This is a genomic window from Butyrivibrio sp. (genome assembly GCF_024699075.1).
In genome coordinates this window covers 1-12,664 of record NZ_JAILQF010000383.1, presented here as the reverse complement: position 1 = coordinate 12,664, position 12,664 = coordinate 1, and the positions used below count along the sequence as shown (strand labels likewise).

At 38.2% G+C, this 12,664-nt stretch carries 12 protein-coding genes; 4 read left to right on the top strand and 8 right to left on the bottom strand.

The genetic code is table 11. From position 1 onward, the window contains the following. Positions 1 to 245 precede the first annotated feature (245 nt). The gene (locus K6G87_RS15450) at positions 246 to 923 is read left to right on the top strand and encodes a DUF3800 domain-containing protein (RefSeq protein WP_296839222.1); all 678 of its coding nucleotides are present in this window, start codon (positions 246 to 248) and stop codon (positions 921 to 923) included. Between the two features lie 44 nt (positions 924 to 967). Here the strand turns inward: K6G87_RS15450 and K6G87_RS15445 are convergent, their stop codons facing one another. The 6 genes from K6G87_RS15445 to cls all read right to left on the bottom strand — a co-directional run bounded on the left by K6G87_RS15445 (position 968) and on the right by cls (position 8,189). Continuing rightward, positions 968 to 1,387, bottom strand: coding sequence for a hypothetical protein (locus K6G87_RS15445; protein ID WP_296839220.1), 420 nt, complete (start codon positions 1,385 to 1,387; stop codon positions 968 to 970). A 119-nt stretch (positions 1,388 to 1,506) separates the two neighbouring features. Next, a complete protein-coding gene (locus K6G87_RS15440; protein ID WP_296839218.1) occupies positions 1,507 to 2,991 on the bottom strand; it encodes a DUF1846 domain-containing protein in 1,485 nt (494 codons plus the stop codon). Between the two features lie 72 nt (positions 2,992 to 3,063). After that, positions 3,064 to 3,780 (bottom strand): FadR/GntR family transcriptional regulator, encoded by a 717-nt coding sequence (locus tag K6G87_RS15435; RefSeq protein WP_296839217.1) that lies wholly within the window; start codon positions 3,778 to 3,780, stop codon positions 3,064 to 3,066. Next, positions 3,773 to 4,897, bottom strand: a complete 1,125-nt coding sequence (locus K6G87_RS15430; protein WP_296839215.1) for a DUF4349 domain-containing protein — start codon at positions 4,895 to 4,897, stop codon at positions 3,773 to 3,775. Before K6G87_RS15430 ends, K6G87_RS15435 begins: the two co-directional genes overlap by 8 nt. Before the next feature lie 109 nt (positions 4,898 to 5,006). Continuing rightward, on the bottom strand, positions 5,007 to 6,377 hold the full coding sequence (locus tag K6G87_RS15425; RefSeq protein WP_296839213.1) for an MATE family efflux transporter: 1,371 nt from the start codon (positions 6,375 to 6,377) through the stop codon (positions 5,007 to 5,009). A 180-nt stretch (positions 6,378 to 6,557) separates the two neighbouring features. Continuing rightward, positions 6,558 to 8,189 (bottom strand): cardiolipin synthase, encoded by a 1,632-nt coding sequence (gene cls / locus K6G87_RS15420; protein WP_296839211.1) that lies wholly within the window; start codon positions 8,187 to 8,189, stop codon positions 6,558 to 6,560. Positions 8,190 to 8,398: 209 nt separating this feature from the next. Between cls and trxA the strand changes: the two genes are divergently transcribed. The 3 genes from trxA (at position 8,399) to K6G87_RS15405 (ending at position 10,764) form a co-directional block, all read left to right on the top strand. Beyond that, complete coding sequence (gene trxA / locus K6G87_RS15415) at positions 8,399 to 8,710, top strand: thioredoxin (protein ID WP_296839209.1); 312 nt, start codon at positions 8,399 to 8,401, stop codon at positions 8,708 to 8,710. A gap of 319 nt (positions 8,711 to 9,029) precedes the next feature. Next, positions 9,030 to 9,638, top strand: coding sequence for a manganese efflux pump MntP (locus tag K6G87_RS15410; protein ID WP_330669890.1), 609 nt, complete (start codon positions 9,030 to 9,032; stop codon positions 9,636 to 9,638). A 235-nt stretch (positions 9,639 to 9,873) separates the two neighbouring features. Continuing rightward, on the top strand, positions 9,874 to 10,764 hold the full coding sequence (locus tag K6G87_RS15405) for a YitT family protein (protein WP_296839207.1): 891 nt from the start codon (positions 9,874 to 9,876) through the stop codon (positions 10,762 to 10,764). A 129-nt stretch (positions 10,765 to 10,893) separates the two neighbouring features. Here the strand turns inward: K6G87_RS15405 and K6G87_RS15400 are convergent, their stop codons facing one another. Next, the gene (locus K6G87_RS15400) at positions 10,894 to 11,913 is read right to left on the bottom strand and encodes a GGGtGRT protein (protein ID WP_073384489.1); all 1,020 of its coding nucleotides are present in this window, start codon (positions 11,911 to 11,913) and stop codon (positions 10,894 to 10,896) included. A gap of 24 nt (positions 11,914 to 11,937) precedes the next feature. Then, entirely contained in the window at positions 11,938 to 12,630 is a 693-nt protein-coding gene (locus K6G87_RS15395) for an iron-sulfur cluster assembly scaffold protein (RefSeq protein ID WP_027215449.1), read from the bottom strand. Positions 12,631 to 12,664: the final 34 nt, after the last annotated feature.

Here is a 12,664-nt window from a genome sequence, read left to right as displayed (position 1 = left end):
ATATTCTTCAATTTCTTCATTTGAAAATTTCATGCAATACTCATTATAATTATTGCTCATTGAAATGTTCCTTTCACCAATTGATTTATTGGATATTTTGATAGATTCCGCTGTTAAGCTCGCCTATAATTATTGATTTATATAACGATTTGTTATATAATAATAGAACAAATAAGGGCTGGTCGAAAGACCCAGGTCCATCATGGGCGGGGAAGTTCCCCGCCATTTTTTATGGGAGCAACTTCATGAAAGAACTAAGTATTTTCATTGATGAATCAGGTGATTTTGGAGAGTATTCCAGTCATTCACCATATTATATAATTACAATGGTTTTTCATGACCAGTCGGTCGATATTTCCAATGACATAGCAAAGTTAGATACAGAATTAGATTATCTCGGCCTACATGATTTATGTATTCATACTGGCCCAATCATTAGGAAAGAAGAAATATATAAGGATATGACATTAGCTGAGCGACGACGAATATTTAATAAAATGGTAGCATTTGTCCGTCAATTGGATATTTATTATAAATCATTTTATATAGAGAAAAAACATGTCAATGATCCTGTTGAAGCTGCAGGTAAACTTGCAAAACAAATTGCAAGTTTTATTAGAGGGCATTATAACGACTTTTTGGCTTCAGACGATGTAAAGATTTACTATGATAATGGACAAGTCCAAGTTAGCAAAATACTAGCTTCGGTTTTCAGTGTGCTACTTCCTAATCCAATTTATAGGAAAGTTCTTCCAAAAGATTATAAATTGTTTCAGGTCGCAGATTTATTATGTACTTTTACATTAATAGATTTAAAAATAAACGATAATCTTTACTCTAAGTCAGAAGAGTACTTCTTCGGAAATAGAAGAGATTTTAAAAAGAACTATCTTAAAAAATTACAGAAAAAAGAATGGCTGTAATATAAGCTGTATTGATTATCACCAGATTTTACTGCTTCCAAGAGTTACACCTGGAACATCATAAGAGACATCTTGCCCTGTATAAGCTCTCTTATCACAAGGCCATTATCCATTTTCTGCTTGGCAGTAAGCTTTACAAGTTTATCTATAGGATATATTTTTTCAGTATACTTATCTTCTACGCCGTCTTTATGAGGGCTAGCAAGAACAGAACATCTAAACCTCATCCTGAGCTGCCTGCACACTCTATAGTCAAAGCCCTCATCAGTCATAAAATAGAAATGGCTTTCTATAGTTGCACTCTTATCAATTTCCTTTGCTATATATTTTTCAATGATTGTCTTGAATTTAAATGGTATAAAGGGCGATGCCATAAGCTCGTCATAGCTGTATCTGGCTCCAATATAGTACTTTTCAAAATCCTGCATTACATATTTAAAGTCTTCTTCGTTATGTACAAGCATCCAATTCTCCTGACGCAAAAATATAAACACTATTGTTTGAAACTATAAAGAACTATTGTGACTAAAATTACGAAACACGCAGTAAATGCGTGTTTCTATAATCATCACTTTTAAATTCATTATTTATGATATAACTTCTGGCTTTCATAATGAGCTTCACAAGTAAGGTTCACGCCAAGCTTCTTGAATACAGTCTCATCAACCTGTGACAGGATAACTGAGCTGTGTGCTTCGCATCCCTTAAGATCCGGGATGTGCTCAAGAGCCTTTCTTGCATTCTCATTATTAACAGCTGTCACTGACAGCGCGATAAGGATCTCATTAAGATGAAGAAGTGAAGAATGATCGCCAAGGCAGTCACTCTTAAGCTTCATGATAGGCTCAATGAAATCCGGAGGGATCAGTTCTACACTATCTTCTATTCCTGCAAGCTCTTTAAGTGCATTGATAAGAAGAGCTGAAGATGCACCAAGAAGTACAGATGTCTTACCTGTAAGTATCTTTCCATCAGGAAGTTCCATAGCTGCTGCCGGAGCGCCTGTCTGATCAGCCTTAAGGTTAGCTGCTGCAACTACAGGTCTGTCAGCTGTTGTAATACCTGCTTTATTCATAAGAAGCTCGATTCTGCGAACAGGATCCATTCCGGCATTACCTTTACGATATTCGCAAAGAGCCTGATAGTATCTTCTGATGATCTCCTGATTAGCAGCTGCTGATACAGCCTCATCATCAAAGATGCACTTGCCGGCCATGTTAACACCCATGTCTGTAGGAGACTTATATGGTGAACTTCCGGAGATCTTCTCAAACATAGCATTAAGTACAGGGAATACCTCTATGTCACGATTGTAGTTAACTGTAGTCTCACCATAAGCTTCAAGATGGAAAGGATCTATCATGTTAACATCATCAAGGTCAGCTGTTGCTGCCTCATATGCAAGGTTTACAGGGTGATTAAGAGCAAGGTTCCAGATAGGGAATGTCTCGAACTTGGCATATCCGGCCTTCACACCTCTCTTATTCTCATGATAGAGCTGTGACAGGCATGTAGCCATCTTGCCGCTTCCTGGTCCCGGAGCTGTGATGACAACAAGTGGATGAGTTGTTTCGATATAATCGTTTCTACCAAAACCTTCGTCACTAACGATAAGTGATATATCAGAAGGATAATTCTCAATAGGATAGTGTCTGTATACTTTAAGGCCGAGGGCTTTGAGTTTTTTCTCATAAGCTATGGCAGAAGGCTGCTCTGCAAATCTTGTAAGAACAACAGATCCAACATACAAACCTTCCTCGCGGAATGCATCAGCAAGTCTTAAAAGGTCCATATCATAAGTGATACCAAGATCGCCTCTTACTTTGTTCTTCTCGATATCTGCAGCGTTGATAGCAATAACGATTTCAGCCTGATCCTTAAGTTCTTTTAACATAGTGATCTTACTGTCAGGATGGAAGCCGGGAAGTACTCTGGAAGCGTGGAAATCATCAAAAAGTTTACCACCAAATTCCATATAAAGCTTGCCGCCAAACTCGCTTATACGCTTGCGAATCTGCTCGCTTTGCATTTTAAGATACTTGTCATTATCAAAACCAATCTTGTTCATAAAGAATCTCCTGCCTCTGCGAAATATTTACACAATACAAGAAAACATTTTAACGCTGAAATACAATGCATTTCAAGTATTTTTTCCATCATATTGATTATCTTTATATATGCTGTGATCACCGCTTATGGTATCAGACGATGAGAGTAGTATCTGCTTTACAACCTTGTCAAGATCACGTCTTATAATGTAAAAATAGACTTCTGCAAGGCTCTTATAAAGCTGCTCTATGCCATAATTCTGGATATATCTTGTCCAAAGCTTTACTGTAGACTTTTTGAAACCTTCAGTAATCATGGGCACTATTGAATTGCCGCTTAAGACCGCAAGTTCATGATAATAATCATAAGTAAGAAGGGCCGCCTTTTCAGGCTCTTTCTCTTCAAGGATCTTGTCTATGAGTTTACCAAGACTATTAATCTCTTCATCGGAAGCATTTTTTATGATACGCCTGCAGGCAAGCATCTCCATACCACATCTTAGTTCAAGAAGAGATTCTATTTCGCGCTGCTGAAGATCGAATTCTGCTCCCATGATAGCTTCAAGAGTATGAATATTACCATTTTTTCTGAAATCATCAACAAAGACTCCTTGCCTTGGAACGATGACAAGAAGTCCTTTTTCTTCAAGTTCTTTTATGATATCAGTGCACATATTCCTGCTGATACCCATATTTTTGGCCAGCTCCCTCACAGGAGGAAGCTGGTCATCAGGCTTAAGCTGGCCTGTTAGTATCATTTCAGTTATACGGGAAGTTACAATATCTCTTGGCGATCTTTTATTATCCATTGATATCTTCCTTGGATTTGCCCTGATCATTTGCAGCTGTGCTTATATTTACAGGATCATCAGTTTTTACACCAGCGTTTGTATTTACAGGATCATCAGTTTTTACACCTGCATTTACATTTACAGGATCTTCAGTTTTTACACCTGCGTTTGTATTTACTTTACTATTATACAATCTTTCCTGCTTTTTAGCTTTGCTTTTCTTATTATGCTTTACAAGTTTTACAATGATGACGATTATTACTACAAGAAGGATGATCTGTGGAAGATTTATAATAACAGCTATAATGAATTCTACTATGAATTCACCTGTACTCTTAAGACTTGTTGTAAATCCGTCTTTGATTCTTTCAAATGCAGACTTTTGCTCAGTAACAGTAAGGTCGTCAGGCTCAACTTCTCTTAATGTAAGATATATTGTACTGTAATCTATTTTGTTATCATATACTCTGAGCTGTGATTTTATAGAATCTATCTGATACTGCACATCTGTAAGCTGAGACTGGATGGTTATTATATCTTCCATATTCTCTGCGCTATCCATAAGCCTTTGAAGAGCCTCTTTTTCTGACTCCAAAGCTTCCTGGCGTGCAACCATATCTGTATATGTAAGTGTTACATCTTCGACATTCTTATTTTGGCTGGTAATATTGGTTATGCTATCTACATCCTCAAGAAAGCTGTCAAGCTTGTCCTCAGGTATACGAATTGTATAGTCGGCATAGTGAAGATCACGATACTTCTCATTGTAATAATATCCGCCACTCACAGAGATGCTGCTTGACTCAACATAGCCGCCAAGTTCAGCTGTCTTTGATTCAACCCATGTTATTGTATCCTCAAAGTTGATTGTCTCTGCACTGATTCTGGATGTAGTAATAAGCTTTCTGTCAGAAACCTGAGAAGATTCATCTACTTCAACTGTAGTCTGGGAATCAGTGCCATTGGAATCAGCAACCTCCATACTGTCATACTCTGCACCCATACTAACATCTGATTCGATAGCTTCTTCATAAGTATAGGATGTGCTCTCTTTTGATGAGCCCCCACATCCTGTAACTATAAGAGCAAGTGCCAGAGCTGCTGCTGCATTAAATCCTGTTCTAAATTTTTTCATAATAATCCTCCAAAAATGTTTTGCTGGTTTGGGTCTCCATTATATATAACGGAATGACTCTTTAATCCGTCACATTTTTTTTGAACTTTTCTAAAAAAAATTTTGATTCTCACTTAGCTTTTATGACATCTTTTTTCCAAAGGCCGGTAAAATACAGAGCAAAAAGTATTGCCGCTGAACTTGCATTAGATACAACAACTGAATACCATACAGATTCTACTCCCATATGAAGTATATTCTGACAGAAGAAAAGTGTTGCAAATCTAAATACCCAAAGCCTTGATGCATCTACTATAACAGTGATAAGTGTATGCCCGCTTCCCTGGAATATTCCCATGGTGACGTTATAAAAGGCATTGGTCCAGCACCAGAATGACATAAGGCACAAAAAGTCAGTTGCAAGACTTACTACCTGATCATCTGATGTAAGAGTTCTTATCATAAACTCTGCTATAGGACGTCTTGAAAGGATAAGGCCGGCAATAAGCAGATACACAAAGGCCATTTTAAGAGCTATTCTGTAAGCCTTGTCAGCTCTCTTCTTGTTGCCTGATCCTATATTAAGGCCAACAATAGTACTGATTGCAGATCCTATGCCATTATTGGGCAGTGTGATAATCGAATTGATCTTATTGCCAAGACCATAGGCAGTAGTTGCTATCATGCCATATGCCTGAACACTTTTACTCATAAGAAGAAATCCAAACTGCATTGTACTGTGCCCTATGGCTGTAGGAAGTCCTATTTTTATTATACTTAAAAGCTTCTCCTTCTCAAATCTAAAGCCTTTAAAATGAAGCGTTATTACCTGATCTTCTCTTGTAAGAGTATATAAAGCAATAATAGCACCCGGAAGCTTTGCAAACAGAGTAGCAAATGCTGCACCGGCGATTCCAAAATGTAGTACCACCATAAGAAGCGGATCCATTACAAGATTGACTGCTGCTCCTATAAGGTTCAAAAGCATAGGGCGCACCGAATCGCCCTGAGCCTGATGAACAGATGAATATATATTGATCATATACAAAAGAGGCATATCGAGTATGACGATCCTTATGTAAATAAGTGAATAATCATACTGAAGTCCTGTAGCACCAAGCCATGCAACAAGAGGTGGTGATATGATAAAACAAAGTATTGCACATATTACTGAGAAAATAAGTGTCGAAATACAGATATGATCTGCCATATTCGAGGCCTCTTTGTCCTTATGTGCTCCAAGATACTGAGCTATAAGAATAGAGCCTGCAACCGTAATACCTGATCCAAAATTCTGAAGTATTGACTGAAAAGGTGATACAAGCGTTATTGCTGACTGATACTCAGTACCAAGTACTCCAAGCCAGTAGGTATCTGTAAGATTATAAAGCGACTGTATGAAACTGTTGATCATAACCGGAACTGAAAGCATCAGAACCGCACGATATATATTACCGTTTAAAACTATATTTCTTTTATCTTCACTTAACTTCTTAGCCACAACAACTTATTCCTATCTATTTATTATTCAATAATTCTATTTTTTATATAAGTAATCATTATTACATGATTCTATTCTTTATATTAGTAAGCATTATTACATGATTCTACTCTTTATATTAGTAAGCATTATTACATGACTTTATGCCTTAGTAAACAGTATTTCATAATCGCTTTAAGTTTATACAAGCGGTGCTACTATTCTTAGAGCGCACTGGCTTATTCGAAGCGGAACGCTTCTGTGCGAATGATACATATCAGTAACTTCATTTGATACTTCGAACATTTTGACAAAATCGACTTCTATATCTTTAATAGCATTACACTTGTAAAGATATACGCCATCTTCAAAATGTAGATACAAGGATCTGAAGTCAAGATTAAGTGTTCCAACCGTCGCACACTCGCCATCTGCAATACACATCTTGGCATGACAAAATCCGGGAGTATATTCAAAAATACGTACCCCATTTCTTGCAAGCTGATTATAATAAGATTTGGTGATAGCATTTACAACCTTTTTATCTGGAATTCCGGGAGTTATGATCCTTACATCAACGCCCCTTTTAACAGCCATCTCAAATTCCCTGCTAAGTTCATCCGTAATTACAAGATAAGGTGTCACAAACCAGCAGTACTTCTTGGCTGTCTGAAGAATACCCATATAGATATTCTCTCCAAGAAGCTCCTCATCAAGAGGAGTTTCAGCATAAGGCTGAACATAATTTCCCTTTTCTGTAGCAGTGTATGACACTCTTGGGAAAAATATCGAAAGATCATTATCATCAATATCATTAGCCTTAACAGCATTCCACATTTCCAGGAAAAGAGCTGTCAAAGTAACCACTCCGTCTCCGGTAATCCTTACTCCTGTATCCTTCCAGAATCCGTGAGGCGCTATCTTGTGAGTATAAAGGTCTGCAAGGTTATATCCGCCTGTATAACCTACTTTTCCATCTATTACAGTGATCTTCCTGTGGTCTCGATTATTCATGATGACCTGGAAAAAAGGGCTTACATGGTTAAATACACGGCACTTTATGCCAAGATCTTCCATCCTTTTTATAAACTCGCCATTTATAAAACCGCCGCTTCCAATATCATCATATATAACCCTGACTTCCAGTCCCTCTGCAGCTTTCTGGGCAAGGACTTCCTTTATAGGTTCGAAGGTTTCGGTATCCTGTATGGCATAGTACTCCATAAATATGAAGCTTCTTGCCTTTTTAAGTTCCCTCACCTGATCATCTATTCCCTTTTTGGCATCATCAAAGTATACTACATCCGTATTAGTATACACCGGAAAGTGTCCATAATCTTCAACATATTTGATTCTTGAAGCAATATATGGATTGATCTTTTCAAGATCATAGAAATTTTTCTTTTTGGGCTTTAAATATGTCATAATCTTGGAGTCTATCTCTTCAAACCTTTTTCTTGCCTTTGAAGTAACCCCGGGGCGACCCATAAGCACATACAAAAGGATACCAAAAACAGGAACGAACATTATGAATATCATCCATGGCATCTTATTTGCAGAGTTAGTATGCCTTCCGTAAATAGTCAGCACTATTATTATAGACAACAGACTAAATGCAATCTGAATATATATGCTGTATATACTAAACCTGATCAGAATATACCCAAGCCATAACACCTGAACAAATGTAAAAATTGCAATAGCGGCAATTCTGTTAACGCTGTTCTGGGCATTTCTGTTAGCTTTTCCTTTGGGATTGATCTTTGATTTTATTGATTCGTCAAATGACTTCTTTTTGGTCTTACCTTGATAAACTTCACTATTATTCTGCATCTGTTCCCTCATGATCATCAGACGTTTATCAGTTCCTTTCTTATTATAACACGTTAGCATTATAGCACGATGAATCAAGTGCAGATTCATCTACTTCTTAAAATTGTGTAAAATTTAATTTTGTTGTACCATTTTTGAAGATTTATGTATATAATATTGTTATACGTAACTAACCGTTATAATGATTCAACTTAAAAAGGAGAATTTATATGTCAATAATACAGCTTACATCAGATAATTTCGAAGCAGAAGTACTTAAGTCAGACAAGCCCGTTCTTGTAGATTTCTACGCAGACTGGTGCGGACCTTGCAAGATGATGGCTCCTGTAGTAGATCAGATCGCAGAAGAAAATGACGATATCAAGGTTGGAAAGATCAATGTTGATGATGAGCAGGATCTTGCATCCAAGTATGGAGTAATGTCTATTCCTACAATCGGCTTCTTTAAAGATGGCGATATCGTTGAAAAGAGCATAGGTGCAAAGCCAAAGTCAGAGCTTCTTAAAATGATCGGCAAATAATTCTTGTCACAAGCTTCTTATTATGGTAAATTAAAACAAGACTTAAATGTAAATTTAAGTCTTGTTTTTTATAATACTCCATGAGGGAGTAGCAAACGTGCATATGAACGTAATAAGTCAACATACTGGTTTTGGCAAAAACCTGGCTTATTTTAAATTGCGAGACTCATGTAAAGCTTTCACATAATGCTGAGGGCTTTACATCTGTCTCGTTTTTTATGCGTATATATGGCGCGATGGCACAAAAGCTTTGGAATATATTCCAAAACTCATCTTATCCGGATACAGACCGGAAAAATAAAAACAGGTAGGTATTGTTATGATGATCTTAGATTTTCTTATCCTAAGCATAGGCCTTGGCACAGGTCTTGCAATGGACGCTTTTTCAGTATGCATTGCCAATGGACTCAAAGAGCCCAACATGTCACGCTCAAGACATATGAAAATGGCAGGTATTTACGCATTTTTCCAGTTTGCAATGCCAATGATCGGCTGGCTCTGCGTTCATACTATCCAAAAGGCTTTTGTTTCCTTCCAGAAGTGCATTCCATGGATAGCCCTTATACTCCTTTTATATATTGGTATCCAGATGATCGTAGAAGGAATTAAAGAAAGAAAGAATTGCTGCGAACAGATAGAAACTGATTCTGACAATAAAGAGCGCTGTCTTAGCAACAAGACTCTCTTTATCCAGGGTATCGCAACTTCAATCGATGCTCTTTCTGTTGGATTTGCAATAGCAAATTACAGTGCTCTCGAAGCTTTTGGAAGCTCGATCATTATCGCAGTAGTTACCTTTATCATTTGCTTGCTTGGAGTAAAGCTTGGCAAAATATGTGGCTGCAGACTCCAGCAGTATGCTAACTACCTTGGTGGCACAATCCTTATAATAATAGGCCTCGAAATCTTCATACGATCATTTATTTAAGCACAAATTCAATCACAATCTAAAGCTACATATGTGCATCCTTGTATACACAAAAACATGCATAAATACTGCACTTGGCTATGTACATTAAAAACAATGTGGGTGTAGAATAAATCTGGCATCTGATTGACAACATAATATTCCTTGCATGATGTAAAAAGATATATATTAAACACTAATGCTCAGATTATTGGTCACTCGTCAGATTATTATAACTACAAGAGGTATACATACTATGTTGCGTAAAAAATTGGCATCAAGAGAAGTTCTTCAGTTCAAGCAAAGTGATATTTGGAGAATTATTCTATGTATCTGTGCCGGAATAATAATGTCTGTCAACCTGCGTACATTCGTCTATACAGGAGATCTTCTCCCAGGCGGATTCGCAGGTCTTACTCTTCTACTCCAGGCAATCTTTCAAAAGTTTCTTGGAATTGCAGTTCCTTATGGTGTTATCTATTTCCTTATGAACTCTGTTCCTATTGTCATAGCTTACAGACATATAGGCAAGAAATTCACCATATATTCCTGTATTACTATACTTATAGTAACATTTCTTACTGATCAGATCCCGGTTCATGCGATAACCTATGATGTACTTCTTATCAGTATATTCGGCGGTCTTGTAAACGGATTTGCTATAACCTTATGTCTTAAAGCTGATGCAACTACAGGTGGAACTGATTTTATAGCGATCGCTATATCTGAAAAATTCGGAGTTGATTCATTCAACTATATCCTGATATTCAATGCTATCGTTCTTTCTATAGATGGATTCATCTTCGGATGGGACAAGGCTTTGTACTCTATAATCTTTCAGTTCTCATCAACACAGGTTATACATATTCTATATAAACGATATAAAAAGAATACCCTGCTTATAGTCACACAAAAGCCTAAAGAGATTGCAGATATGATCTATGAACTTACAGGTCATGGCGCAACAGATATAGATGCATACGGTTCTTACCAGAACGCTGATAGAACCATCGTATATTCCGTGGTATCAAGCGATGAGCTAAGAACTGTTGTTGCAGAAATACTTGACATAGATCCCGAAGCATTCCTCAATGTCATCAAGACAGAGCAGGTTAACGGAAACTTCTACATGCATCCGAATAATTAACAACTAAAACTTCGTACATAAACATGTGCTTCTATCCTTGCGATTTGATTGCCTTGGCCAATAAAAAAGGGGTTGTTCTCTTGGCTTATGCCAAAAGAACAATCCCTTTAAATTTCTAATAATTTATAATTAGAACTTACCAGCCTTTGCAGCCTCTTCGATAGAAACTGCTGTAGAAACTGTCATACCAACCATAGGGTTGTTACCAGCGCCGATAAGACCCATCATCTCAACGTGAGCAGGAACTGAAGATGAACCTGCGAACTGAGCGTCTGAGTGCATACGACCCATAGTATCTGTCATACCATAGGAAGCAGGACCTGCAGCCATGTTATCTGGGTGAAGTGTACGACCTGTACCACCACCTGAAGCAACTGAGAAGTACTTCTTACCAGCTTCAACACGCTCTTTCTTGTATGTACCTGCAACTGGGTGCTGGAATCTTGTAGGGTTAGTTGAGTTACCTGTGATAGATACGTCAACGTTCTCCTTCCACATGATTGCAACACCTTCCTGTACGTCGTTAGCGCCGTAGCAGTTAACCTTTGCACGAGGTGAGTTAGCATCCTTAGAGTAGCACTTTCTGAATACTTCCTTAACCTCACCTGTGTAGTAATCGTACTCAGTCTCAACATATGTGAAACCGTTGATACGAGAGATGATCTGTGCAGCGTCTTTTCCAAGACCGTTAAGGATAACGCGGAGAGGTTTCTGACGAACTTTGTTAGCCTTCTCTGCGATACCGATAGCACCCTCAGCTGCTGCGAATGACTCGTGACCAGCAAGGAATGCGAAGCACTCTGTATCCTCTTCAAGAAGCATCTTACCAAGGTTACCATGGCCAAGACCTACTTTACGACGATCAGCAACTGATCCAGGGATACAGAAAGCCTGAAGACCGATACCGATAGCTGCAGCAGCGTCAGCAGCCTTACGGCAGTTCTTCTTGATTGCGATAGCAGCACCTACTGTGTAAGCCCACTTTGCATTTTCAAAACAGATTGGCTGAATGCCTTCGATGAGCTTGTAAACATCGATACCAGCATTCATGCAAATATCTCTACATTCTTCAATTGAAGAGATTCCATACTCCTTAAGGCAAGCCAGGATCTGGGGCTCTCTTCTTTCATATGATTCAAATAAAGCCATTATTATATTCCTCCTTACCTATGATTACTCGTGTCTAGGATCGATGCAACGAACTGCATCTGCAACACGTCCATACTGTCCTTTAGCCTTCTCAAGAGCTGTGTTAGCATCGTCACCAGCCTTGATGAAGTCCATCATCTTACCAAAGTTAACATACTTGTATCCGATGATCTCATCGTTCTCATCAAGAGCGATATCTGTGATGTAACCATCTGTAAGCTCGAGATAACGAGGTCCCTTCTCAAGAGTACCGTATGTTGTACCAACCATTGAACGGTTACCCTTACCAAGATCTTCAAGACCAGCACCGATCTGAAGTCCGTCTTCTGAGAATGCAGACTGTGTACGACCATAAACGATCTGAAGGAAAAGCTCTCTCATAGCTGTGTTGATAGCGTCACAAACAAGGTCTGTGTTAAGAGCTTCAAGAACTGTAAGACCAGGAAGAATTTCTGAAGCCATAGCTGCAGAATGTGTCATACCTGAACAACCAATAGTCTCAACAAGTGCCTCCTGAATGATACCTTCCTTAACATTAAGGGAAAGCTTACAGCAACCCTGCTGAGGAGCACACCAGCCGATACCATGTGTATAGCCTGAGATGTCCTTAATTTCTTTTGACTTAACCCACTTAGCCTCTTCCGGAATGGGAGCTGCGCCATGGTGTACCCCTTGAGTTACAGGGCACATGTTTTTTACCTCTGTTGAGTAAATCATGTAAAATCTCCTTTCGTATTGTAAAGTAACTTTC

Coding starts and splice junctions, on each gene's coding strand:
- K6G87_RS15450 (WP_296839222.1), top strand. CDS start 246: ATGAAAGAACTAAGTATTTTCATTGATGAATCAGGTGATTTTGGAGAG.
- K6G87_RS15445 (WP_296839220.1), bottom strand. CDS start 1,387: ATGCTTGTACATAACGAAGAAGACTTTAAATATGTAATGCAGGATTTT.
- K6G87_RS15440 (WP_296839218.1), bottom strand. CDS start 2,991: ATGAACAAGATTGGTTTTGATAATGACAAGTATCTTAAAATGCAAAGC.
- K6G87_RS15435 (WP_296839217.1), bottom strand. CDS start 3,780: ATGGATAATAAAAGATCGCCAAGAGATATTGTAACTTCCCGTATAACT.
- K6G87_RS15430 (WP_296839215.1), bottom strand. CDS start 4,897: ATGAAAAAATTTAGAACAGGATTTAATGCAGCAGCAGCTCTGGCACTT.
- cls (WP_296839211.1), bottom strand. CDS start 8,189: ATGCAGAATAATAGTGAAGTTTATCAAGGTAAGACCAAAAAGAAGTCA.
- trxA (WP_296839209.1), top strand. CDS start 8,399: ATGTCAATAATACAGCTTACATCAGATAATTTCGAAGCAGAAGTACTT.
- K6G87_RS15410 (WP_330669890.1), top strand. CDS start 9,030: ATGATGATCTTAGATTTTCTTATCCTAAGCATAGGCCTTGGCACAGGT.
- K6G87_RS15405 (WP_296839207.1), top strand. CDS start 9,874: ATGTTGCGTAAAAAATTGGCATCAAGAGAAGTTCTTCAGTTCAAGCAA.
- K6G87_RS15400 (WP_073384489.1), bottom strand. CDS start 11,913: ATGGCTTTATTTGAATCATATGAAAGAAGAGAGCCCCAGATCCTGGCT.
- K6G87_RS15395 (WP_027215449.1), bottom strand. CDS start 12,630: ATGATTTACTCAACAGAGGTAAAAAACATGTGCCCTGTAACTCAAGGG.